The sequence below is a fragment of the Nocardia sp. NPDC052112 genome, assembly GCF_040680135.1.
Taxonomy (GTDB): Bacteria; Actinomycetota; Actinomycetes; order Mycobacteriales; family Mycobacteriaceae; genus Nocardia.
In genome coordinates this window covers 55,106-77,879 of the sequence record NZ_JBFAWD010000010.1, presented here as the reverse complement: position 1 = coordinate 77,879, position 22,774 = coordinate 55,106, and the positions used below count along the sequence as shown (strand labels likewise).

Genomic DNA, 22,774 nt, shown 5'->3' with positions numbered 1-22,774 from the left:
TCGCCGATCCACCGGAAACGTAAGGACTGCATGAAACTCGATGTCGTCACAATCTTTCCGGAGTATCTGGAGCCGCTGCGGACGGCGTTGCTGGGCAAGGCCATCGATAAGGGGCTGATCTCCCTCGACGTGCACGATCTGCGTCACTGGACGCATGACGTGCACAAGTCCGTCGACGATTCGCCCTACGGCGGTGGGCCCGGCATGGTCATGAAGCCGACGGTCTGGGGCGACGCCCTCGACGAGGTATGCCTCGACGACGCCTTGCTCGTGGTGCCGACGCCCGCCGGAGTGTCCTTCACCCAGGCCACCGCGCAACGCTGGGCGACCGAGAAACACCTGGTATTCGCCTGCGGACGTTATGAAGGCATCGATCAACGCGTCTTCGACGACGCTGCCCGCCGGGTTCGCGTCGAAGAGGTCAGCATCGGTGACTACGTTCTCATCGGCGGGGAAGCCGCGGTTCTCGTCATGGTCGAGGCCGTGGTCCGCCTGATCCCTGGTGTACTCGGCAATCAGCAATCCCATCAAGAGGATTCGTTCTCCGACGGACTGCTCGAGGGGCCGAGCTATACGCGCCCCGTCTCTTGGCGCGGCCTCGACGTGCCGCCGATCCTGCTGTCCGGTGACCATGCCAAGGTCGCCGCGTGGCGGCGCGAACAGTCCCTCGCCCGGACCCGTGAACGGCGTCCGGATCTTCTTGCCGACAACGCCGATTGAAATGTTAACCTTCACGCCACTCAGAATGTATCGTTAGTTAACGGGACGTTAAACAACGGTAGGTGGCTATGGTGACAGTGGCTCGGGTCGGGACGGTGCGTCGAGCGGTGGCCTCGACTCTCATCGGCGGCGCGATGATCGTCTTATCGGATCTGGTCGCGCCCGAATTCACCGTGAGCAGAGTCGCCGCGGATCGGGACACCCATGAGCCGGATGCCGGCCGTAGCGGCAACAGCGCAGGCCAGCGCGGCCGCAGCACCAACCACGGCCAATACAAGGGCCGCAACGAGCGCCCCTGCCAGTACACCCCCGAAGGGGTCTGCACCGGCGGGCGCTGACCGCGTTCGTCATCGTGTCACGCACGAGTCCGCCCGCCGCGCACAGAATTCGGGCTGATTCGATGCGTGTCGTGCGAATTCGCGCGCGGGAGTTCGTGGCGGCGTCAGGGCAGCAGGCCGAAGCGACGGGCGGTGACGACGGCCTCGTGGCGGGAGTGCGCGTCGAGTTTTGTCATCGCGTTGCGTAGGTAGCTTTTGACTGTCTCCGGTTTGAGTGAGAGGCGTTGGGCGGCTTCGTGGTTGGTGCAGCCGAGGGCGATTTGGGAGAGCACGTCGACTTCGCGGCGGGACAGGCGCGGGGCATCCGCGGGGCGGTCGCCGACCAGGACGCGCGTGAGGCGTTCGCATACCGAGTGCAGGCGTTCACGTAGGCGTTCGTCCTCGGCTGAGCGGGCCGCGCCGCGGAGTTCGGCATTGATCTCACGCAGTTCCTCGGCGACGGCCGGTGCGGTGTCGGGCGCGGGCGTGGTCATTTCCAGCAGGCGCAGGCGACGGTCCACCTCGTCGCGGATGGTGATCTCGGTGGCCAGGCGTCGGCTGGCCGCTACGACCAGATCGGCGGTGCGGTCGCCGAGCGGTGTGCCGCCACGGTTGGCGGCATAGAGCACCGCACGGGAGTGATCGTCGACCACCACGGGCACCGCGAGCACCGAGCGGATGTGTTCGCCGGAAACCGGACCGTCGTAGTGGTGGGTGATCTCGGAGGCACTGCGGTAGTCGGCGACCGAGGCCGGGCGGCGCATGTCCATGACCCGGCCGCCCAGCCCGGAGGTGCGCAGCACGGTCAAACCGCGCAGGCCATTGGTGACGGTGCCCACGAATTCGGTGAGCAGCAGCGCATCGTTGTGCACCGCACCGCCGAACACCACCGGCACGCCGGCCTTATTCGCTACCCAGCGGATCTCGGCGCGCAGCGCATCGCCGTCGCGCGGCCGCAGCAGCGCGGTGGTGTGGGTCAAAAGACTCACCCCTTTTCGGGGGTAGTGCCGAACGTGATGTGACCCACATCCTATTGGAGATCGAGGTGGCCTGGATCACCGATGAGGAGAGGCGAGATGACCGCGGACCTGAATGCGCGCGTGCGCGAGCTACTGAAGACCTACGACGGACCCGACGTCAGCGCGGCGGATCTGCTGTGCGACCGGCACCCCGCCGACCGGGTCGCGTTCACCGTCGTCGACCCCGATCTGACCTCGACCGATCTCACCTACGGTGAGCTGCGCGAGCGCTCCCAGCGCTGCGCCGCCGCGCTCGCCGAGCTCGGCGTCGAACCCGGCGACCGCGTCGCCACGCTCATGTCGAAGTCCGCCGACCTGGTGGTGGCGCTACTCGGCATCTGGCGTCGCGGCGCGGTCCACGTCCCGCTCTTCACCGCCTTCGCCCCACCCGCCATCGCCTTCCGGCTGGCCGCGAGCGGCGCGACGATCGTCATCGCGGACGTCGATCAGGCGGCAAAGCTGGTACCGAGCGATGACATCCCGGCCGATCCGCCCTGGCGCGTCATCGTTGCCGGAGACGGCGGGGCGGCCGATGCGACAACGACCAGCCCACTGCGGTTCGCGGACCTGCTTGCCGCGCATACCTCCGACGATCCGCGAGCCGTTGCCGCGCGGGTCGGCGGGGATGGTCTGCTGGTGCAGCTGTTCACCAGCGGCACGACGGGCACGCCGAAGGGCGTGCCGATTCCGGTGCGGGCGCTCGCGGCATTCCATGCGTACCAGGAGTTTTCGCTGGACGTGCGCTCGGACGACGTCTATTGGAATGCGGCAGATCCAGGTTGGGCGTACGGACTGTACTGGGCGATCCTGAGTCCGCTGGCCTCCGGAATCCGGAGCCTGCTGCTGCATGCCGCCTTCTCCGCGCCGCTGACCTGGCAGGTACTCGAACGCTTCGGCGTCACCAATTTCACCGCCGCGCCGACGGTCTACCGGGCATTGCGTGCCGATAGTACCACTGCCCCAACGGATCTCCGGTTGCGGAGGGCTTCGTCCGCGGGCGAACCGCTGACCCCGGATGTGGTCACCTGGTCGGTCGAAACGCTGGGCATCGCGGTGCGCGACCACTACGGGCAGACCGAGCACGGCATGCTCATCTGCAATTCCTGGCACGACGCGCTGCGCGTGGACACACCGGCGGGCTCGATGGGCCGGACGATGCCGGGCTGGCATTGCGCGGTGCTCGCGGACGACGCCGATGTCGAAGCGCCCGTCGGTGAACTGGGCCGAGTTGCCATCGATACCCAGCGCAGCCCGCTGCTGTGGTTCCTCGGCTACCTCGACACCCCGGATCGCACCGCACAGCGCTACACCGCCGACGGCCGCTGGTATCTGACCGGCGATGCCGGGTCCCGGGATGCGGACGGATTCTTCCACTTCTCGGCCCGCGACGACGATGTCATCATCATGGCCGGATACCGCATCGGCCCGTTCGAGGTCGAAAGCGTGCTCGTTCTCGATGAGCGGGTGGTCGAGGCCGCCGTCGTCGGCATGCCCGACGAATTACGCGGTGAGGTGCTCGAGGCATTCGTGGTGCTGCGCAACGGTTTCGAAGGAAATGCCGAACTCGAGGCCGAATTGCAGACCCTGGTCAAACGCAAGTTCGCCGCGCACGCGTATCCGCGCACGGTGCATTTCGTGGCCGCACTGCCCAAGACGCCCAGCGGCAAGGTACAGCGGTTCATCTTGCGGCAGCAGGGGGTTCGGTGATGTCCGCACTTCCGAGTTACGCATCCGGCACCGCGGAAACCCCGCTGCTCGGCGATACCATCGGCGATGATTTCGACCGCATGGCCGCCGCCTACGCGGACCGAGAAGCCCTGGTGGACTGTCCAACCGGGCGTCGCTGGAACTATCGCGAACTCGCGGCCGCGATCGACGCACTGGCCACCGGATTGGCCGCGCGCGGCATCGCCAAGGGTGACCGAGTCGGCATCTGGGCGCCGAACTGCGCGGAATGGTTCCTCACCCAGTACGCGACCGCGAAACTCGGTGCGATCCTGGTCAATATCAACCCGGCCTACCGCACCAGCGAACTGGAATACGTACTGCGCCAAGCCGGTGTGCGCATGCTGATCGCCGCGCCGGAATTCAAGACCTCGAACTACGTCGCGATGATCGAGCGGGTCCGACCGCATTGTCCTGGTCTGGAGCAAGTGCTGGTACTCGGCACTCCCGAATGGGATGCGGTGGCGCAGATGGATATCGACGCGGCGCGACTCGCGACGATCGCCGCGACGCTGTCCATGGACGATCCTGTCAATATCCAATACACCTCCGGCACAACGGGTTTCCCCAAGGGCGCGACGTTGAGCCACCACAACATCCTCAACAACGGCTACTTCGTCGGCGAACTCTGCGGCTATACCGAACAGGACCGGATCTGCGTGCCGGTGCCGTTCTACCACTGCTTCGGCATGGTCATGGGCAACCTGGCAAGCACGAGTCACGGTGCGGCCGTGGTTATTCCGGCGCCCGCTTTCGATCCGGTCGCGACGCTGGATGCGGTCGCCAAGGAGCGCTGCACGTCGCTCTACGGTGTACCGACGATGTTCATCGCCCTACTCGCGGAACTGGATTCGGGTAGCGACGTCGACCTGTCCAGCCTGCGCACCGGCATCATGGCCGGATCACCCTGTCCGGTCGAAGTGATGAAGCGGGTGATCGATCGCATGGGGATGAGCGAGGTGTGCATCTGTTACGGCATGACCGAAACCTCCCCGGTATCGACCCAGACCCGCCGCGACGACGCCATCGACCGGCGCACCGCGACCGTCGGCCGGGTCGGCCCGCATCTGGAGGTCAAAATCGTCGACCCTGCAACAGGTTTGACCGTGCCGCGCGGCGAACCCGGCGAACTGTGCACCCGCGGCTACTCGGTTATGCTCGGCTACTGGTCCGAACCCGAGAAGACCGCCGATGCCATCGATGCCGCCCGTTGGATGCACACCGGCGATATCGGCGTCATGGACGACGACGGATACCTCGCGATCACCGGCCGGATCAAGGACATGGTGATCCGGGGTGGCGAGAATATCTACCCGCGTGAGATCGAGGAATTCCTCTACACCCACCCGGACATCCTCGACGCCCAGGTGATCGGCGTTCCCGACCCGAAGTACGGCGAGGAGCTGATGGTCTGGATCCGAATGAAGGACGGCACAACACCTTTGGACGCCGATGCGATCCGCGCTTTCTGTACCGGCAAGCTCGCCCACTTCAAGATCCCGCGCTATGTGCACATCGTCGACGAGTTCCCGATGACGGTGACCGGCAAGATCCGCAAGGCCGAAATGCGAGAGCTGGCTGTGGAACTGCTCGTAGCTTCGGACCGTGACGACTGAATTCGCGAGCACATGGGTAGCTCATCGGGGCCGTCCAAAACTCTGCCGACGGCTCGACCGCCGGCCGCGAAGGCAATTGTCGGCCACCGCACGACCGGTGAAGGCCGGGGGAGCAGGCCGGTTTACCTGGGCGTGGGCTGTTTGTCAGGTGACAACGGTAGTGTCTCGGGCGTGACGACAGCGCCCGAGACCGCCAGTTCAGCGACGAACACCGACACGACCGCCGCCGCACCGGCCGCGACCACAGCCCTGGCCAGTGTGGGCCGGCGTATCGCCGACGAACTCGGCGTGCGCGAGACCCAGGTCCGGGCCGCAGTCGAGCTGCTGGATGCGGGTTCGACGGTGCCCTTCATCGCGCGGTACCGAAAAGAGGTCACCGGTGGCCTCGATGACGCCCAGCTCCGCCAGCTCGACGAGCGCCTGACCTACCTGCGGGAACTCGACGAGCGCCGCGGCGCGATCATCGAATCCGTCAAGGGCCAGGGCAAACTCGATGACGTGCTGCTCGGGCAGCTGATGACGGCCGAAACCAAGGCTCGCCTCGAGGACATCTACCTGCCGTACAAGCCGAAGCGGCGCACCAAGGCGCAGATCGCCCGCGAAGCCGGTCACGAACCCGTCGCCGACGCGCTGATCGGCGATCCGACCACCGATCCCGCGCAGTACACCGCCGAACAACTCGACGGCGCCCGCGCCATTCTGGTCGAGCGTTTCGCCGAGGACGCCGACCTGGTCGGTGAGCTGCGTGAGCTGATGTGGAACCGCGGCCAGGTCAGCTCGAGCGTGCGACCCGGTAAGGAGGAGGCGGGTGCGAAGTTCGCCGACTACTTCGAATTCAGCGAGCCGTTCGGCAAGCTGCCCTCGCACCGGATCCTGGCGCTGCTGCGCGGTGAGAAGGAAGAGATCCTGCAGCTGCAGCTCGAACCCGATACCGAAGAACTCGAGCCGGGCGAGCGCTCCGTATACGAGGGCCGTATCGCGGTGAAGTTCGATATCGCCGATCGCGGCCGGGCCGCCGATACCTGGCTGCTGGATACGGTGCGCTGGGCGTGGCGCACGAAACTGCAAGTGAGCCTTGGCATCGACACCCGTATGCGGCTGCGGCAGGCCGCCGAGAAGGACGCCGTCGACATCTTCGCCGCGAATCTGCGCGACCTGCTGCTGGCCGCGCCCGCGGGCACCCGCACCACCATGGGCCTGGATCCGGGCTACCGCACCGGCGTGAAGGTCGCCGTCGTCGATGCCACCGGCAAGGTCGTCGCGACCGAGGTCATCTACCCGCACAAGCCGCAGGGGCAGACCGAGAAATCCCTGGCCGTACTCGGCGCGCTGGTCGCCCGCTTCGGCGTCGACCTCATTGCCATCGGCAACGGCACCGCCTCGCGCGAGACCGATGCCCTTGCCGCCGAACTGATCTCGCGCATTCCCGAGAACAAGCCGACCAAGATCGTGGTCTCCGAGGCCGGCGCGTCGGTGTACTCCGCATCGGCGTATGCCTCGCAGGAACTGCCGGATATGGACGTCTCGCTGCGTGGCGCGGTGTCCATCGCCCGCCGTCTGCAAGACCCGCTGGCCGAATTGGTGAAGATCGACCCGAAGTCCATCGGCGTCGGTCAGTACCAGCACGATGTCTCCGAAACGCTGCTGGCTCGCTCGTTGGGCGCGGTGGTCGAGGATGCGGTGAACGCGGTCGGTGTCGATGTGAATACCGCATCGGTGCCACTGCTGTCACGGGTATCCGGTATTGCCAATTCGATCGCCGAAAGCATTGTGGCGCACCGGGATCAGCACGGCCCGTTCCGCAGCCGCAGCGCGCTGCTGGACGTGCCGCGGCTGGGCCCCAAGGCCTTCGAGCAGTGCGCGGGCTTCCTGCGCATCCGCGGCGGCGACGATCCGCTCGACACCTCCGCCGTGCACCCCGAGGCCTATCCGGTGGTGCGGCGCATCCTGGAATCGACCGGACGCGGCATGGCGGAACTGATCGGCAACACCACGGCTCTGCGCGCGCTGCGACCCGCCGACTTCACCGATGAGAAGTTCGGTATCCCGACCGTCACCGACATCATCTCCGAACTCGAGAAGCCGGGTCGCGACCCGCGTCCGGAGTTCAAGACCGCCGAATTCGCGGCGGGCGTGGAGAAGGTCGCGGATCTGCAACCGGGCATGGTGCTCGAAGGGGTGGTCACCAATGTGGCCGCCTTCGGTGCCTTCGTCGATATCGGCGTGCACCAGGACGGACTCGTGCACGTCTCGGCCATGTCGCACAACTTCGTCAAGGATCCGCGCGAGGTCGTGAAGTCCGGCGATGTCGTCAAGGTGAAGGTGCTCGAGGTCGATGTCGCACGCCAGCGCATCGGGTTGTCGCTGCGGCTGGACGACGAGCCGGGCGTCGCGGCCAAGGGCGATGGCGGCCGCGGCCGCGGTCAAGGCGGTCGGGGCGGGCAGGATCGCGGCGGACAGCGGCAGAATGGTCAGGGTAGGCAGCAGGGCCAGGGTAGGCAGCAGAATCAGGCCCGCAACCAAGGCAACCAGCGGCGCAACGCCCCCGCACCGAGCGGTTCGATGGCGGATGCGCTGCGGCGGGCCGGTTTCGGGCAGTAGGGCGATACGGGCGGAGGTTTGTAGGCGGCCATGCGACGGTGGCTCGAAGACGATGTGATCGCGCACGGCCGCCTGCCGCTGCTGTGTTTTCTCCTCGGGTTCATCGTCGGCTTCCTGCTGATCCGGCTCAGCGTCCGATTGATTCGCAAGCAGGTTCGCTGGTGGCCCGGCAATCTGCGCTCCGGCGGTGTGCACATCCACCACATGGTGTTCGGGGTCATCCTGGTGCTGCTATCCGGCATCGGGATGGTCACCACCTACGAGAGCGCCGATACGCTCTCCGCGAGCCTGCTCGCCGCATCCTTCGGTGTCGGCGCGGCCCTGACCCTCGACGAATTCGCGCTGATCTTCTATCTGCGCGATGTGTACTGGGAGGAGCAGGGCCGCACCTCGGTCGACGCGGTCTTCGTCGCGCTCGCGGTGACCGGACTGCTGCTGCTCGGGTTCCACCCGCTGTGGTTATTGGATATCAACGACTTCCGTCGCGACCCCAGCACTGAAGTCCGAGTCTTCGTCGTCTGCTTCGCCGCGGTGAATCTCGGGCTGGCGGCAATCGTCATTGCCAAGGGCAAGATCTGGACCGGCCTGTTCGGCATGTTCTTTCTGCCGCTGCTCGTGGTCGGCGCTTTCCGCCTGAGCAGACCGGGCGCACCGTGGGCCCGTTGGCGCTATCCGGGCAAGCGACGCCTGATGTATCGGGCGATAGTTCGTGAACGCCGCTACCGACGCCCGGTGATCCGGGCCAAAATCTTCATCCAGGACCTCATCGCCGGAAAACCCGATGTCGTCCACGTACGCGAGGCCGCGGAGGCGGAATTGGCCCGCACCGTCGTCCCCGCACCACCCGCACCCGCCCATTGGCACCTACCCACGATGTCCGACCACTCCCATCGCGATTGATCGTTGCGTCCGGCCCGATTTTTCCGACGACCCGCCGATCTGGCACAATGCACAGGTTGCCCTGGGTGCATTCGGCCCACGGAGCACCCTTTATTCGGAGCATGAACCGGTCGAGCACGTGAGTGCCGCCAGGTTCCTCTGCTCGCGCAAACATCAGAAGGATGAAATGAACACCCTTGACTTCGTCGACGAAAAGTCGCTGCGCAGCGACGTCCCCGACTTCCGTCCGGGCGACACGCTCAACGTGCACGTGAAGGTCATCGAAGGCTCGAAGGAGCGCATCCAGGTCTTCAAGGGCGTCGTGATCCGGCGTCAGGGCGGTGGCATCCGCGAGACCTTCACCGTCCGCAAGGTGTCGTTCGGTGTCGGCGTGGAGCGCACCTTCCCGGTGCACAGCCCGAACATCGACCACATCGATGTCGTGACCCGCGGTGATGTCCGCCGCGCCAAGCTCTACTACCTGCGCGATCTGCGCGGCAAGGCCGCCAAGATCAAGGAAAAGCGCTGACCGAGTAGCGGCACCCGCTCGGCACGAAAGTTCTTCAGCTAGCCCGGCATCGGACGTTGGTCGCGGTGCCGGGCTAATCTGTTCCGCGTGGCAGACGAAAGTGGGTCGATGACGGTGTCCGATTCGGACGACGAGAGCGTGAGCCGCCGCTCACGACGCTCGAAGCGCAAGCAGCGCCCCTTCTGGCAGGAACTGCCGGTCCTCATTGTCATCGCCGCGGTCATCGCGGCACTCATGGTCAGCTTTGTCGGGCGGCCGTACGTCATTCCGTCGCAGTCGATGGAAGACACGCTGCTCATCGGCGACCGCATCTACGTGGAGAAGCCGAGCTATTACTGGGGCGAGCCACAGCCCGGTGACGTCGTGGTGTTCGTCGGCCCGCCGTCCTGGAATACCCGCTACCAGTCGATCCGGTCCAGCAATGTCGTCGTGCGCGGCGTGCAGAACTTCTTCTCCTTCTTCGGGCTCGTGCCACCGGATGAGAACGATCTGGTGAAGCGAGTGATCGCCGTCGGCGGCCAGACCGTGCAGTGCTGTGACGCGCAGGGGCGGGTCATGGTGGACGGTAAACCGTTGGACGAGCCGTACGTCCTGAACGACTACCCGTGGTACCCGGGTCAGCAGAATGCGACCTATCCGGCGGGTCGGGTATTCGGCCCGGTCAAGGTGCCCGAGGGCAATCTGTGGGTGATGGGCGACAACCGCAACCAGTCCGCCGACTCACGCGCCCATGTCAGCGATAACCTGCAGGGCACCGTTCCGATCGACAATGTGCGCGGCAAGACAGTCTTCAAGATCTGGCCGCCCAGCCGGATCGGTCCGGTGAAAGCACAGGATCCCCAGACGAACTGATCGGTGCGAGCCGCAGGATAATTGGATGGTGGGGCAGGGTCGAGTGGCTAGGGCTGATGGCGCGACTCCGGGCAACGGGTGGCCGCCGCGTGTCGTGATGCGTCGCGCCGGTGGGCTGCGCACCCTCGAGGCGGCGTTGATCCGCAGCGGACTCGGCCCGGTCGCCGGCGTCGACGAGGCCGGGCGTGGCCCCTGCGCGGGCCCCTTGGTGGTTGCCGCGTGTCTACTCGCTCCCAAGGCCTATGACCGGCTGGCCGGACTCGACGATTCCAAGAAGCTCACCGAATCCGTGCGCGAGGAGTTGTACCCGGTTATCACCCGGTTGGCGCTGGCCTGGAAGGTGGTCGTCATTCCGGCCTGGGAGATCGACTCGATCGGCATCCACGTCGCCAATATCGAGGGCATGCGCCGCGCGGTCGCCGGGCTCGGGCAGACACCGGGGTATGTGCTTACCGACGGATTCCGGGTGCCCGGAATTCCGGTGCCGTCGCTGCCGGTCATCGGCGGTGACGCGGCCGCGGCGTGCATCGCGGCGGCGAGCATCCTGGCCAAGGTGACCAGGGATCGGATGATGGTCGAGCTGGACGAGCGGTTTCCGGGATACGGATTCGCCGCGCACAAGGGCTACAACACGCCCGAGCATACGGCGGCGTTGGAGCGGCTCGGACCGAGCAGTGAGCACCGCCGATCTTGGCGCAATGTGCGGGCGGCGGCGGGGTTGCGGCCGGTAGCGGCGGCGGAGTATGCCGATGCGGAACTGGCCGACGAGGTTTTGCTGGAGGGCGTCGAACCGGATAGCCGAGTGGCTACCGACGCGGCGCATGCGCGATGATGATGTCAGTAGACGCAGTGCGGCGAGAAGGAGGACGTCCCACCCGATGAGTGCCGAGGACCTGGAGAAATACGAAACCGAGATGGAGCTCTCGCTGTATCGGGAGTACAAGGACATCGTCGGTCAGTTCTCGTACGTGGTGGAGACAGAGCGCCGCTTCTATCTGGCCAACTCCGTCGAATTGCGACCGCAGAACGCCGACGGCGAGGTGTACTTCGAGGTGCGCATGAGCGATGCCTGGGTGTGGGATATGTACCGCCCCGCGCGCTTCGTTAAGCATGTTCGGGTGATCACCTTCAAGGACGTGAATATCGAGGAGTTGGAGAAGCCGGATCTGCGGTTGCCGGAGTAGTCGAATGCGCTGATCAGCGCGGACTTCTGGTTGCTGCTGATCACCCGCTGGCCCGATAGCATCGGGTACCGACGAGTGGGTGGCGGACAGGGGCTGGACCCCCGGGTTGTCCACAGCTGAGCGGGTATCCACAGGTTTTCTATTTGCGCAGGTCACTGTCGTCGGCCGTGGGCGCGGTCCGGGCACGCTGAGCCGGTGGCAGACAACCAGGCGCTCGGCGCACAAGGGGAAGAACTGGCGGCCCGATTCCTGCAGGCCGCGGGGATGGAGATCATCAGCAGGAATTGGCGGTGCAAGTACGGCGAACTTGATCTGATCGCCCGGGACGGCCGCGTCACCGCCTTCATCGAGGTCAAAACGCGAACCGGAGCGAAATTCGGTACGCCCGCCGAGGCGGTCACCTTCGATAAGCAGCAGCGGATCAGGCGGTTGGCGCTGGTGTGGCTGGCCGAACAGGACGGTCCGTGGCGCGAGATCCGCTTCGATGTCATTTCGGTGCTGCTGCACCGCGGCCACCGACCGGTCATCGATCACCTGAAAGCGGTGTTCTGATGGCATTGGGGGTGGCGTATTCGGTCGCGGTCAGCGGAGTGGACGGCCAACTGGTCGAGATCGAGGCGGATATCGGGCAGGGGCTGCCCTCGGTGCACCTGGTCGGGCTGCCCGACACCGCACTGCAGGAATCCCGTGACCGGGTGCGCTCCGCGGTGGCGAATATCGGGGAGAAGTGGCCGGACGGCCGCGTGATCCTGGCACTGTCTCCGGCGACGCTGCCCAAGATCGGTAGTGTCTACGATCTGGCCCTCGCGATCGCCGTGCTGGACGCGGCGGGCGCGGTTCCTTCCGATCGGCTCGGAAAGACCGTATTGCTCGGGGAATTGGCGTTGGACGGGCGAGTCCGCCGGGTGCGCGGCATCCTGCCCGCGGTACTCGCGGCGCGCAATGCGGGCTGGACACGGGTGATCGTGCCGGAGTCCGTACTGGCCGAAGCCGGTCTGGTGGATGGCATCGAGGTCTTCGGGGCCGCCAGCCTGCGGACCGTCGTGGCCTGGCTGCGCGGTGAGGGCGGTCTCGTGGAACCCGACGGCATGCTGCCCGACACCGCGCGCTCTGGTGGGGATCTGAACGAGGTGGTCGGTCAGGAGGAAGCGCGGTGGGCGCTGGAGGTGGCCGCGGCAGGTGGACACCACTTGCTGCTCACCGGGCCGCCCGGCATCGGCAAGACGATGTTGGCGCAACGTCTTCCGGGACTGTTGCCGCCACTGACCGAATCCGAAGCGCTCGAGGTGACGGCCATCCATTCGGTGGCGGGTGCACTCTCCGATGGTCACCCGTTGATCACGATGCCACCTTTCGTCGCTCCGCATCACTCGACCTCGGCCAGCGCCATGGTCGGCGGGGGATCGGGTACTGCGCGTCCGGGCGCCGTCAGCTGCGCCCATCGCGGGGTCCTATTTCTCGATGAATGTGCGGAGATAGGGACCAAGGTTTTGGAAGCGATGCGAACACCCCTGGAAGAAGGCGAGGTTCGCATCGCTCGCCGTGACGGAGTGGCTCGCTACCCGGCTCGTTTCCAACTTGTCCTGGCCGCGAACCCGTGCCCCTGCGCGCCTGCCCGAGATGTCGACTGCATCTGCGCCCCGCTCGCACGTCGCCGATACCTGGGCAAGCTGTCCGGACCGTTGATGGACCGCATAGACATCTGGGTGCAGATGCACGGACACTCCGGCGCATCGTTCGCCGCCGAGGAAGCCGAGAGCAGTGAGGTCGTGCGCCGTCGAGTCGCGGCCGCACGGCAAGCCGCGGTACAACGGTGGAAGGACTACGGTTGGGCAACCAATGCCGAAGTCCCCGGCCATATCCTGCGCCAACGCTTTCGACTCCCGCACGAGGCGACCGCCCCCGTCGAAGCCGCCCTGCGTCTTGGTCGCCTCTCCGCCCGCGGCGCCGATCGCGCCATCCGCGTCGCGTGGACCATCTCCGACCTCCGCAATGCCGACCAACCCAGCGCCCAAGACGTATTGGCCGCCTTGAACTTCCGGCAGCGGGGCGCACATTGAGCGCGGCAACGGGCGATGAGCGCCCGATCGACGGTGGAATCGTCGCGACTGGGGCCGCGGTGCCGGAGGTGGGCTCTTTGATGGGCGAGCGCCCATGTCCCACAGGGGATTCGGCCGTTGCGCCGAGGCGCGCGCTTTTGGCCGGCGGTGAATCCAGTGCTTCGGCAGGTGGGGCAGCGGGTACTGCGGGTGCGTTGGCGGCAAGTGCGACGTATCCGGTCGCCTCGGTGGTCAGCAGGTTGGCTGCGGCGGGGGACGGCGGTGCGCGTCGCTCGGGGCGTGGGGTTGTGGATCTGGATGGTGGGGATTCGGGTTGCTCGGGGTCGGCGGCTTCCGGTGGGGATGCTGATGAGCGGCGGTTGGCTTGGGCGTATTTGTCACGGGTTGTGCAGGGGCCGTGTGCGGCGCTGTCGTCGTTGATCGAATCCGTGGGGGTGCTGGAGGCGGCGCGGGCGGTGCGGGAGTGCGAGTTGCCGGAGTCGTTGCTCGGGCCAACGGTCATGCGGCGGGAGATCGATAGTGCGGCAAGGGATCTCGAGGTCATGGAGCGGCTGGGCGGGCGGGTGGTGACTCCGGACGATGCGGAGTGGCCGACCTGGCGGATGCTCGGGCTCTGCCAACTCGAGCCCGGACGCGATCGGGACGGGGCGGTGCCATTGGTGCTATGGGTGCGCGGGCCGCGGTCGTTGGTGGAGTCGAGCGAGCGGGCGATCGCGGTGGTCGGGGCGCGGTGCAGCAGCGGGTACGGGGAGCACGTCACCGGCGAGATCGTCGGTGATCTCGCCGCGCAGGGCTGGACGATCGTCTCCGGTGCCGCATTCGGCATCGACGGTACGGCGCATCGCGCCGCCCTCGCCGTCGGTGCGCCGACGATCGCTGTTCTCGCATGTGGCGTCGATCGCCCGTACCCGGCCCAGCATGAGCGATTACTGGCCGAGATCGCCGAAACCGGTTTGGTGATCAGCGAATACCCGCCAGGCACGGTGGCCCACAAGAATCAGTTCCTGGCCCGCAACCGTCTGATTGCCGCGCTGGCAGATGGCGTCCTCGTCGTAGAAGCCGGACTACGCAGCGGCGCCCGCAATACCGTCAAATGGGCTCGCCGCCTCGGCCGTCCCGCCCTCGCCATCCCCGGTCCGGTTACTGCCGCCGCGTCGGCGGGCTGCCACCGCATGATCCGCGAAGGCGAGGCCCTGCTGGTCACCCGCGCCGAAGAGGTCATCGATGAGGCAGGCCCACTACGCCTTTCGCTACCAACCACCCAGCCGTTCGACCCCAGCGACCGACTACAAGGCGACGAAGCGTCGGTCTACGCCACCCTCCCGAGAATCGGCTCCCGCCAACCCCGCGCCATTGCCGAAAACTCCGGCGTGGAACTCCCCGCCGTCCGCGCCATCCTGCCCGCCCTGGAACTCGCCGGCCTGGTCGGCATGGACGAAGACGGTTGGCACCGAACCGCGAATCCGCCGAGCCGGTGAACGATGACAGCTCAGCACTCCGCGGCGCGAAGGGAGGTGACGTCGGCACTTCGTGAACGGTGTGGGTCGCGTGCTGCCGGGGATCCGGGTACGAAGGGTACGCGCTCGGCCGCGAGGACCATTGTGCGTCGGTGCGCTCGAGCGGAGGATTCCGCGCCGGGAGATGTCTACACCGGTGTTGGCATCGAATCGGTCCGGACCAGGGCAGTCGGATCTCGGCGTAGTTCGTCCACTGACGTTGGGGGAACGATCTCTTCGCCGAAATCCGGTCGCGTCCCGGCCGCACCATCCGGGACCGCCGACTGATTCTGCTCGGTGCGCTCGCTGCCCGGGGCTGATGGATACGGCAGATATCCAGATCGGCGCGGCCCTGCGCAACGCGGAATTGACCGAACAGCGGCACGAGACCCGGTCGAGACGCAGTGGGCACGGTGAGCGGCAGAGCCGCGTACACGGCAGGTAAACCCGCGGCGTTGCGGCGTGCTGACTTGCCAAGGGGGGATAGCACGGTGACGGTGGGGTGATGGAGTTGCCGGAGGATCTCGAGGCGTTGCTTGCGGAGTACGAGCGGCATTTGCGGCTCGGGCGGAATCGGTCGGCGCATACGGCGCGGGCGTATGTAGGGGATGCACGGTCGTTATTGGGGCATTTGGTTGCGCGTGCGGCGGATTCGGCGGTGCGGGAAATGGATTTGGCGTTGTTGCGGTCGTGGTTGGCGGCGCAGTCGGCGGGTGGGGCGGCGCGGACGACCATGGCGCGGCGGGCGTCCTCGGCGCGGACGTTCACCGCGTGGTTGACCAGTACCGGGCGGCTGTCGATCGATCCGGGGCTGCGGCTCGGGTCGCCGAAGGCGCATCGGGTATTGCCCGCGGTGCTCGGGAAACAGCAGGCTGTAGCGGCTATGGATGCGGCGGAATCCGGTGCCATGCAACGCGATCCGATGGCATTGCGGGATCGGCTGATTGTGGAGCTGCTGTACTCGACCGGCATTCGGGTGAGCGAGTTGTGCGGCCTGGATCTCGACGATATCGATCGGGAGCGGCGCCTCCTCCGTGTTATCGGTAAGGGCAATAAGGAGCGCTCGGTGCCCTTCGGAGTTCCGGCCGACGAGGCAATCGCGAATTGGCTACGGTACGGCCGCCCCGCACTCGCGGCAGCCGACTCCGGCCGGGCGCTGCTGCTGGGCCGTCGCGGCAAACGGCTCGACCAACGTCAGGCGAGAACGGTTGTCCACGAAGTCGTTTCGGCAATTCCGGGCGCACCCGATATGGGTCCGCACGGCCTGCGGCATTCGGCCGCGACGCATCTACTCGAGGGCGGCGCGGACCTGCGCGTCGTACAAGAACTGCTCGGCCACGCCAGCATGGCGACTACCCAGCTCTACACCCACGTCTCCATCGAGCGCCTGAAGAAGGTCCACGATCAGGCCCACCCGCGCGCCTGATCGCCCACGGATCGCTGGTGACTGTGGAAACAAAGGTCCTGATCGGGGTGGAGGTCCTGTCCGCGGGGCGGAATCGGTTGAGGTCGCGTGCAGCGACGGCATGCTCGCACTGCAGGGGTTTGTTCACCACTAGTGGTGTGCAGCCGATGATGGCGTGCGAACTCGATGCATACGGCCCGCAGCTGGACATCCGATGGAACTTATGAAACGTGTTCTTGTGAATGAAAGCGCTGCGATAGACCTGAAACGGCGACTATTCTGACACGAGTTCTATTTTGGAGGATTCGTGAACGCCGCGCGATTTGTCGACCGGTCGGTGGTCGGCGCACACTGCACTGCCGTATCGGGGTGGGGCCGATGAGTACGCATACCGTGCTGGGCAAGGAAGTCCGGATGCCGGTGCGGATTCGGCTCGCACACGCCTTCATGGCGACCTACTCGGTATCGGCGGCTGCCGCGCAGCGACTCATCGACTACTCCGACCTGGAGATCCTTCGACTGACGGGTGGTCGCGCCATGTGCACGCTCGTATTCGTCGATTACATCGATGGCGACCTGGGGCCATATAACGAGTTCGGTGTGTCCTTCATGGTCCGGCACCACACCGCCGGACCCGCCAGCGCACTCGGTGATCTGCGTGCGCTGTCCACCGGCGCTGCGGGCGTCTTCATTCATCGCCTCCCCGTCGACGGCGAATTCACCCTCGCCGCGGGCCGCGGCATCTGGGGATTTCCCAAGGAAATTGCCGATTTCGATGCGCAACACGAGGGCAGCAGGCGACGTGGCGTACTGCATCAGAACAGTCAGTTGGTCGTCGATCTCGCCATCCGCCCCGGCCTGGCGGTCCCGCAACGCCGTGGCGGTTCCTCGTTCGACGCGTACTCCCACATCGACGGGGTCACGCGGTGTACCCAGTGGCAGATGGAACCGTCTGGTATGCGCGCTCGCCCCGGCGGCGCCGAACTGTCCCTCGGCGAGCATGCCTGGGCCGACGAATTGCGCTCCCTCGGATTACCCAGGCGCGCACTCATGGCCTCGACCGTTGATCGGCTCGCGATGACCTTCCAGGACGCCACTCCCGTCTGACCGGTGGATCTACCGGTCCGCGGCACCTTCGGTCGTGATCTTCGTAGACGACCACAACGCCGCTCGATAACCTGACGTAGCGGAGCGTTCGCATGCGGCAGGAAAACCGACCAGCGATCGAGAGGTGCCCGTGAAATCCGAAACCCGAGTCGAGGCGAGGTGACCCTCCCTAATCCCGCCGAGGAATCCGAGGAGGGGGAAGAGGAGATCGATTACCGCTTCACCCTCGCCAACGAACGCACCTTCCTGGCCTGGATACGCACTTCGCTCGGCCTGCTCGCGGGTGGTGTCGCGGTACATACGCTGGTGCAGCCGATGCGGATGTCGGGGTTACGCCGCGTGCTCGCCATGAGCTGCATCGTGCTCGCCGTGATCATCGCGGTCGGTGCATACGGGCATTGGCAGCGCGTCGGTCGGGCCATGCGAAAGGGGGAACCGCTGCCCGACACGATCATGGTGCCGATTCTGTCGGTGGGTATAGCCGTCGTGTCGGTATTCGCGTGTGTGGTGGTGTTGCTCCGATGAGCCCCAAGACTCTGGCTGCGGAGCGCACCGCATTGGCGTGGCGGCGCACCGCCATTGCCGCGATGGTCGTCGCGGCGCTTTTCCTCAATCATGCCGCGACCAGCGGGTGGCGCACCGCCGCCATCGCACCGATCGGGGCGGCGATCACCATGGTGGCCGTCGCGGGCCTGTGCTTGTCGCGCAATCGGACCTTGCATCAGGGGCGCTTCGGCCACGGCGGGGGCGCCATTGCCGCGACTGTGCTGGCGGTGCTGGCCGTCGCAGGTGTCGCGGTCGCAGTCGGTTTTACGGATCCACGGCCCTAATGCGTTGCGGGCCGGACATGTTCGGCTGACAACCACAGGAGGATGGATATGAGCACAGCGACCGAGCCGAGCGAATTCATCGTCACCGAGCAGGAACGAGCGACGGCCGAACTGCCTGCTGATACAGCCGATTTCGCGGATGCGGACCGCGGCTTTGTCGCGGCACTGGAGCCCGGTGTGGTGCGCACGCCGGATGGGAAAGTGGTGTGGGACAACGACTCCTACGCCTTCCTGCAGGGAACCTGCCCGGCGTCGGTCAATCCGAGTCTGTGGCGGCAGTCCGGTCTGGTCGTCAAACAGGGGCTCTACGAGGTCGCGGCGGGCATCTATCAGATCCGCGGGCTCGATCTGTCGAATATGACACTGATCGAGGGCGCCACCGGTGTGCTCGTCATCGATCCGCTGATCTCGGCGGAGACCGCCGCGGCGGGCTTGGCGCTGTATCGCAGGCACCGGGGCGATCGACCGGTGACCGGGTTGATCTACACCCATTCGCACGCCGACCATTTCGGCGGTGCGATGGGTGTGACGACGGTCGACGATGTCGCGGCGGGCCGCTGCCCGGTACTCGCACCGGCCGGATTCCTCGAACACGCGGTTGCCGAAAACATCTATGTGGGAACGGCGATGGGGCGTCGGTCTGCCTATATGTACGGCGCCGCGCTGCCGCGAGGGCCGAAGGGGCAGGTCGGGGCCGGACTCGGACAAACGACATCGCTGGGCACGATCACCTTGATTCCACCGACGATGGATATCACCACCACCGGTCAGGAAGAAACGGTCGACGGAATCCGGATCGTCTTCCAGCTGACCCCGGGCACCGAGGCGCCCGCCGAGATGAACTTCTACTTCCCGGATCTGCGTGCGCTGTGCATGGCCGAAAATGCGACGCATACGCTGCACAACCTGCTGACGCTGCGTGGCGCGCTGGTGCGCGACCCGCATGTGTGGGCCAAATACCTGACCGAGTCGATCAATCTGTTCGCCCGTGATTCCGATGTGGTCTTCGCCTCGCATCACTGGCCGACCTGGGGCACCGACCGGCTGGTGGAATACCTCTCGCTGCAACGGGATCTGTATGGATATCTGCATGATCAGACGGTGCGCAGGCTCAATCAAGGGTATGTGGGTGGCGAGATCGCCGAGATGCTGGAGCTGCCACCGGCCATTGCCGATGCCTGGCATACGCACGGGTATTATGGCTCGGTCAGCCACAATGTCAAGGCGATCTACCAGCGGTATCTGGGGTGGTTCGACGGTAATCCGGCGCATCTGTGGGAGCATCCGCCGGTCGAATCCGCAAGGCGCCATGTGGAATTCATGGGCGGTGCCGACGAGGTGTTGCGCAAGGCGCAAGTCGCCTACGACGCGGGGGATTACCGGTGGGTCGCCCAGGTGGTCAACTACGTCATCTTTGCCGATCCGGCCAACGAGACGGCGAAAACGTTGCAGGCCAATACCTTCGAACAGCTCGGCTACGGCGCGGAGAACGCTACCTGGCGCAATTTCTACCTCAGCGGAGCCTATGAGCTGCGCAACGGCTCGTTCGGGACGCCGACGACGATGAATGCTCCCACCATGCTCGCCGCGCTGACCACCGAGCAGATCTTCGACGCGATCGCGTTGCGCATCGACGGGCCGAAGGCGTGGAATCTGCGCGTAGTGACCGACTGGCACATCACCGATGAGAAACGCACCTACCGCCTCGAACTGCGCAACGGTCTGCTGGTCCACTACGACAAGCCCGACGGGCCCGACCTACCCGATCCGGACGCCTCCTTCACCGTGACCAGGCCCATCCTGATCCGAGTCCTGTTGGCAGGCGAGGATCTCGGCGCACTGGTCGCCGCCGGCGATATCGCCATCGCCGGTGATCCCAGCCGGCTGGCCGCCGTGGTCGGTGCGATCGATGCGCCGGATCCGGACTTCGCCATCGTCACACCGTGAGGCCGTGACCTCGCAGGTCGCTCGGCTAAATCGCTCGACCCGTGCGGTGCCGACGCGTACGGTCGGCGACCATGTCCACCGAAGCCATCGACAACTCCGTACCCTTGCGCGAGCGCCTCCGCACCGCGCTGTCCGCCGCGATGAAGACCCGCGACCGCAGCGCCATCACCGGACTGCGCTCCGCCCTCGGCGCCATCGATAACGCCGAAGCCGTCGACGCCGTCGGCACCAAGGCCGGAGCCATCGAGAGCAGTGCGGTCGGGCTCGGCGCCGCCGAAGCTCGCCGCCGCGATCTCACCGAGGCCGATATCGAGCAGATCGTCCGCGCCGAAATCGTCGACCGGCATCAGGCCGCCACCGAATACGACACTCTTGGCCGTTCCGATCACGGCGACCTGCTGCGCGCCGAAGCCGCCGCACTCGAGGCGCAGCTGTCCTAGACGGGCCTCGAAAGGGCGTCTATGTACTTTCCGGCAATGAGGTGCTGGAGGGCTCGCACAACCGGTCCGCCGAGCCGGACGTACCAGGCCCCTGGGCGGGAGAAGGCCGTGACCAGGCCGTAGACGGAGTCATCGGTCGGGTCGTATTCGACGGCGAATAGTTCCTCGCCGATCTCCGGATGTCCGGGCAGCGTGCCGTAGGCAAAGCCGCGCCGGTCGGGTTCGTCGAGGATATAGACGACCCGGCACGGCGCGGTGATGCCGATCGGACCGGCGCCCAACCGTACCGTGAGTCGCGCCCCCGGCTCCGCCGTCGGTGTGTCGGCGTCCTGGAAGATGCCGGTGCCCTTCTGCATCCGATACGCCAGGATGTCCGTGCCCGCGCGCTCGAACAGCGCCCGCCCGGATCCGATGCGTCGGCGCAGCCGAAACCCGTGATAGCCCGCAGGCAGCGTCCCCTTTGTCGCGCCGACCTCGGTGTACGTGAACGGCGGGTCTCCGAGCGCATATCCCATAACCCGATCCTCGCCCCGGAACCGTCACGACGGAAGAGTGTCCTTCGAAGGTCCTGCTAGGCCCCGGATTCATGGCACGGGCTTCAGTCGCAGGGGAGTCGGGTGCAGTAATCCGAGTGGATCGATGTACTCACGTCGGCTGTGTCCGCTCGCTTCTCGTCTCGCACCCCAATGCAGACACGCTGCCGCGCAACCTTCGTGTCCGGCCGCCAAGGTGCCGATTCGCGTTCCGCGGCCGACTCGCAGGCCCACCGGAACCTCTGCCCGCACCGGTTCGTATGTGGTTCGGAGGCCGCCCGGATGATCGATCGACACGACCGGCTTTCCGGCGACCGTTCCCGCGAACACCACGATTCCGCCTCCGGCCGCCAAGACCGCCTGCCCAGCCGCACCTGCCAGATCGACTCCGCGATGCCCGGGTAGCCAGTCCCGTGCCGGTTTGTCGAATTGCCGCTCGACCGCGGGCCGTGGCTGCAGTGGCCAGCTGTACTCCCCGTGCGGAGCAGCCGAAACCGACTGCTCCGCAACGAGCCCCAGCAGACCGGTTACCCCGAGGACGATCGAAATCAGCCGCCGCCGATGTGGCTTGCCGAGGCCGTTCATCCGAGATCAATGCGGCAGAAGGAGGGGCGCCCGCCGAACCAGATCCAGCAGCCGCGACAACAGATCGCCGACAATCCGCGGCAACGAACTCGCCGATCCGGTGCCATCCCCACGCGCGATGTCGCTGGCGATCAGTATCCCGCCGTCCTCGGAGATCGGTGTCGGCCCGCCATCGGCAGAACCCATATCGAACGCACTGTCCACCCGGAGCGCCTTGGATACAGGACCGCCGCGGAGTGCGTCGGGCGCGACATCGACACGGAGTGCATCCGCCGGGACGGGCACCAGTGGTGCATCGGACACGACATTCACCTGGAGTGGTTCCAGAGCGACCTTGCCAGGGAGTCCGTCGGAAGTGCGGAGACCGTCGGAAGAGACATTGACGCGCAATGCATTTGGCGCGACATTCACGCCCAGCGTGCCAGGTGCGACGTTCGCACGGGCTGGGTCGGGCGTGACATTCACAACGAGCGGCGCAGCCCGAAGCGGAGCCGGCACGTGCGCGGGCCCACCTCCTGCGCTCGACGCCGAACAAGCCGAACCCGTGCACTCCCCGGACACGACTTCCGAACCAGGGATTGCCGCAGGTCCCCAAGGCAGCGCGACGGCGGCCGCGCCATCGGGTGGTGCGGCCGAAACCGGCTGTGCCAGAGCGAGTGACAGCAGGAACAGCGGTGGGATGAGCATGGTCATCGAGATTGCTATGCGATTCATGCTTCAAGCGTCGTATGTGCACGGCGGCCGCAGGACCCTCGCTTCGGCGAGTGTGGACAACTTGCTCGGTTGTGGAAATGGCCCGTTTCGACCCGTGACAGGGCGATTTAGAAACTCACCCCCTCAGCCCGTAGACTGGTCGGGCGGTCTGTGCCTGCACGGACCGACTTCGCGCGCCACCCCGTGCTTGTTCGTAACGGCGCTGTTCGAACGAA

General features: G+C 66.2%; 23 protein-coding genes and 1 pseudogene. 20 read left to right on the top strand and 4 right to left on the bottom strand.

Translation table 11 applies throughout. From position 1 onward, the window contains the following. Positions 1-30: 30 nt before the first annotated feature. The gene (gene trmD, locus AB0L58_RS20805; RefSeq protein ID WP_364389010.1) at positions 31-720 is read left to right on the top strand and encodes a tRNA (guanosine(37)-N1)-methyltransferase TrmD; all 690 of its coding nucleotides are present in this window, start codon (positions 31-33) and stop codon (positions 718-720) included. Between the two features lie 68 nt (positions 721-788). Further along, positions 789-1,058 carry a hypothetical protein gene (locus tag AB0L58_RS20800; protein ID WP_364389009.1) on the top strand — a complete coding sequence of 90 codons (270 nt, stop codon included), beginning with the start codon at positions 789-791 and terminating at the stop codon, positions 1,056-1,058. Between the two features lie 104 nt (positions 1,059-1,162). On the opposite strand, the gene AB0L58_RS20795 is transcribed toward AB0L58_RS20800, so the two are convergent. Further along, entirely contained in the window at positions 1,163-2,017 is an 855-nt protein-coding gene (locus AB0L58_RS20795) for a LuxR C-terminal-related transcriptional regulator (protein WP_364389007.1), read from the bottom strand. A gap of 96 nt (positions 2,018-2,113) precedes the next feature. Here AB0L58_RS20795 and AB0L58_RS20790 point away from each other — a divergent pair, with 96 nt between their 5' ends. The 18 genes and pseudogenes from AB0L58_RS20790 to AB0L58_RS20705 all read left to right on the top strand — a co-directional run bounded on the left by AB0L58_RS20790 (position 2,114) and on the right by AB0L58_RS20705 (position 20,727). Continuing rightward, complete coding sequence (locus AB0L58_RS20790) at positions 2,114-3,763, top strand: AMP-binding protein (protein ID WP_364389004.1); 1,650 nt, start codon at positions 2,114-2,116, stop codon at positions 3,761-3,763. Next, positions 3,763-5,397: an AMP-binding protein gene (locus AB0L58_RS20785; RefSeq protein WP_364389002.1), complete on the top strand. Its 1,635-nt coding sequence runs from the start codon at positions 3,763-3,765 to the stop codon at positions 5,395-5,397. Before AB0L58_RS20790 ends, AB0L58_RS20785 begins: the two co-directional genes overlap by 1 nt. A 249-nt stretch (positions 5,398-5,646) precedes the next feature. Continuing rightward, positions 5,647-7,998, top strand: coding sequence for a Tex family protein (locus AB0L58_RS20780; protein ID WP_364389238.1), 2,352 nt, complete (start codon positions 5,647-5,649; stop codon positions 7,996-7,998). A 30-nt stretch (positions 7,999-8,028) separates the two neighbouring features. After that, entirely contained in the window at positions 8,029-8,898 is an 870-nt protein-coding gene (locus AB0L58_RS20775) for a hypothetical protein (RefSeq protein ID WP_364389000.1), read from the top strand. Positions 8,899-9,064: 166 nt separating this feature from the next. Further along, positions 9,065-9,406 (top strand): 50S ribosomal protein L19, encoded by a 342-nt coding sequence (rplS, locus tag AB0L58_RS20770; protein WP_011210681.1) that lies wholly within the window; start codon positions 9,065-9,067, stop codon positions 9,404-9,406. Between the two features lie 108 nt (positions 9,407-9,514). Further along, positions 9,515-10,258: a signal peptidase I gene (lepB, locus tag AB0L58_RS20765; RefSeq protein WP_364389237.1), complete on the top strand. Its 744-nt coding sequence runs from the start codon at positions 9,515-9,517 to the stop codon at positions 10,256-10,258. A gap of 43 nt (positions 10,259-10,301) precedes the next feature. Beyond that, a complete protein-coding gene (locus tag AB0L58_RS20760) occupies positions 10,302-11,090 on the top strand; it encodes a ribonuclease HII (protein WP_364388998.1) in 789 nt (262 codons plus the stop codon). A 46-nt stretch (positions 11,091-11,136) separates the two neighbouring features. Continuing rightward, positions 11,137-11,442: a DUF2469 domain-containing protein gene (locus tag AB0L58_RS20755; RefSeq protein ID WP_011210678.1), complete on the top strand. Its 306-nt coding sequence runs from the start codon at positions 11,137-11,139 to the stop codon at positions 11,440-11,442. 195 nt (positions 11,443-11,637) lie between these two features. Then, positions 11,638-11,994, top strand: a complete 357-nt coding sequence (locus tag AB0L58_RS20750) for a YraN family protein (protein ID WP_364388997.1) — start codon at positions 11,638-11,640, stop codon at positions 11,992-11,994. Further along, entirely contained in the window at positions 11,994-13,502 is a 1,509-nt protein-coding gene (locus AB0L58_RS20745) for a YifB family Mg chelatase-like AAA ATPase (RefSeq protein WP_364388995.1), read from the top strand. Before AB0L58_RS20750 ends, AB0L58_RS20745 begins: the two co-directional genes overlap by 1 nt. 293 nt (positions 13,503-13,795) lie before the next feature. Continuing rightward, positions 13,796-14,980 carry a DNA-processing protein DprA gene (gene dprA / locus AB0L58_RS20740; RefSeq protein WP_364389235.1) on the top strand — a complete coding sequence of 395 codons (1,185 nt, stop codon included), beginning with the start codon at positions 13,796-13,798 and terminating at the stop codon, positions 14,978-14,980. Positions 14,981-15,225: 245 nt separating this feature from the next. Then, positions 15,226-15,386: pseudogene (locus AB0L58_RS20735) on the top strand (carboxymuconolactone decarboxylase family protein); the annotation flags it as partial. A gap of 117 nt (positions 15,387-15,503) precedes the next feature. Continuing rightward, on the top strand, positions 15,504-16,424 hold the full coding sequence (locus AB0L58_RS20730) for a tyrosine recombinase XerC (RefSeq protein ID WP_364388993.1): 921 nt from the start codon (positions 15,504-15,506) through the stop codon (positions 16,422-16,424). A gap of 357 nt (positions 16,425-16,781) precedes the next feature. After that, positions 16,782-17,510, top strand: a complete 729-nt coding sequence (locus AB0L58_RS20725) for an acetoacetate decarboxylase family protein (protein WP_364388991.1) — start codon at positions 16,782-16,784, stop codon at positions 17,508-17,510. A 159-nt stretch (positions 17,511-17,669) separates the two neighbouring features. Continuing rightward, the gene (locus AB0L58_RS20720) at positions 17,670-18,035 is read left to right on the top strand and encodes a DUF202 domain-containing protein (protein WP_364388989.1); all 366 of its coding nucleotides are present in this window, start codon (positions 17,670-17,672) and stop codon (positions 18,033-18,035) included. Continuing rightward, complete coding sequence (locus AB0L58_RS20715) at positions 18,032-18,340, top strand: DUF202 domain-containing protein (protein ID WP_364388987.1); 309 nt, start codon at positions 18,032-18,034, stop codon at positions 18,338-18,340. The genes AB0L58_RS20720 and AB0L58_RS20715 overlap by 4 nt, the downstream gene beginning before the upstream one ends. Positions 18,341-18,388: 48 nt before the next feature. After that, positions 18,389-20,287: an alkyl sulfatase dimerization domain-containing protein gene (locus AB0L58_RS20710; protein ID WP_364388984.1), complete on the top strand. Its 1,899-nt coding sequence runs from the start codon at positions 18,389-18,391 to the stop codon at positions 20,285-20,287. Between the two features lie 71 nt (positions 20,288-20,358). Further along, complete coding sequence (locus AB0L58_RS20705; RefSeq protein ID WP_364388982.1) at positions 20,359-20,727, top strand: hypothetical protein; 369 nt, start codon at positions 20,359-20,361, stop codon at positions 20,725-20,727. Here AB0L58_RS20705 and AB0L58_RS20700 read toward each other — a convergent pair. From AB0L58_RS20700 to AB0L58_RS20690, 3 genes are all read right to left on the bottom strand, one after another. Then, on the bottom strand, positions 20,724-21,242 hold the full coding sequence (locus AB0L58_RS20700) for a DUF1990 domain-containing protein (RefSeq protein ID WP_364388980.1): 519 nt from the start codon (positions 21,240-21,242) through the stop codon (positions 20,724-20,726). The two genes, AB0L58_RS20705 and AB0L58_RS20700, sit on opposite strands and share 4 nt — an antisense overlap. Positions 21,243-21,311: 69 nt before the next feature. Continuing rightward, positions 21,312-21,845: a M23 family metallopeptidase gene (locus AB0L58_RS20695; RefSeq protein WP_364388977.1), complete on the bottom strand. Its 534-nt coding sequence runs from the start codon at positions 21,843-21,845 to the stop codon at positions 21,312-21,314. A gap of 6 nt (positions 21,846-21,851) precedes the next feature. Further along, positions 21,852-22,559 carry a hypothetical protein gene (locus tag AB0L58_RS20690; RefSeq protein WP_364388976.1) on the bottom strand — a complete coding sequence of 236 codons (708 nt, stop codon included), beginning with the start codon at positions 22,557-22,559 and terminating at the stop codon, positions 21,852-21,854. Positions 22,560-22,774 lie beyond the last annotated feature (215 nt).

What these genes read in the sequence shown, in the direction of transcription:
- trmD (WP_364389010.1), top strand. Translation starts at nt 31, where the DNA reads ATGAAACTCGATGTCGTCACAATCTTTCCGGAGTATCTGGAGCCGCTG.
- AB0L58_RS20800 (WP_364389009.1), top strand. Translation starts at nt 789, where the DNA reads ATGGTGACAGTGGCTCGGGTCGGGACGGTGCGTCGAGCGGTGGCCTCG.
- AB0L58_RS20790 (WP_364389004.1), top strand. Translation starts at nt 2,114, where the DNA reads ATGACCGCGGACCTGAATGCGCGCGTGCGCGAGCTACTGAAGACCTAC.
- AB0L58_RS20785 (WP_364389002.1), top strand. Translation starts at nt 3,763, where the DNA reads ATGTCCGCACTTCCGAGTTACGCATCCGGCACCGCGGAAACCCCGCTG.
- AB0L58_RS20775 (WP_364389000.1), top strand. Translation starts at nt 8,029, where the DNA reads ATGCGACGGTGGCTCGAAGACGATGTGATCGCGCACGGCCGCCTGCCG.
- rplS (WP_011210681.1), top strand. Translation starts at nt 9,065, where the DNA reads ATGAACACCCTTGACTTCGTCGACGAAAAGTCGCTGCGCAGCGACGTC.
- lepB (WP_364389237.1), top strand. Translation starts at nt 9,515, where the DNA reads ATGACGGTGTCCGATTCGGACGACGAGAGCGTGAGCCGCCGCTCACGA.
- AB0L58_RS20755 (WP_011210678.1), top strand. Translation starts at nt 11,137, where the DNA reads ATGAGTGCCGAGGACCTGGAGAAATACGAAACCGAGATGGAGCTCTCG.
- AB0L58_RS20745 (WP_364388995.1), top strand. Translation starts at nt 11,994, where the DNA reads ATGGCATTGGGGGTGGCGTATTCGGTCGCGGTCAGCGGAGTGGACGGC.
- AB0L58_RS20730 (WP_364388993.1), top strand. Translation starts at nt 15,504, where the DNA reads ATGGAGTTGCCGGAGGATCTCGAGGCGTTGCTTGCGGAGTACGAGCGG.
- AB0L58_RS20725 (WP_364388991.1), top strand. Translation starts at nt 16,782, where the DNA reads ATGAGTACGCATACCGTGCTGGGCAAGGAAGTCCGGATGCCGGTGCGG.
- AB0L58_RS20715 (WP_364388987.1), top strand. Translation starts at nt 18,032, where the DNA reads ATGAGCCCCAAGACTCTGGCTGCGGAGCGCACCGCATTGGCGTGGCGG.
- AB0L58_RS20710 (WP_364388984.1), top strand. Translation starts at nt 18,389, where the DNA reads ATGAGCACAGCGACCGAGCCGAGCGAATTCATCGTCACCGAGCAGGAA.
- AB0L58_RS20705 (WP_364388982.1), top strand. Translation starts at nt 20,359, where the DNA reads ATGTCCACCGAAGCCATCGACAACTCCGTACCCTTGCGCGAGCGCCTC.
- AB0L58_RS20700 (WP_364388980.1), bottom strand. Translation starts at nt 21,242, where the DNA reads ATGGGATATGCGCTCGGAGACCCGCCGTTCACGTACACCGAGGTCGGC.
- AB0L58_RS20695 (WP_364388977.1), bottom strand. Translation starts at nt 21,845, where the DNA reads ATGAACGGCCTCGGCAAGCCACATCGGCGGCGGCTGATTTCGATCGTC.
- AB0L58_RS20690 (WP_364388976.1), bottom strand. Translation starts at nt 22,559, where the DNA reads ATGAATCGCATAGCAATCTCGATGACCATGCTCATCCCACCGCTGTTC.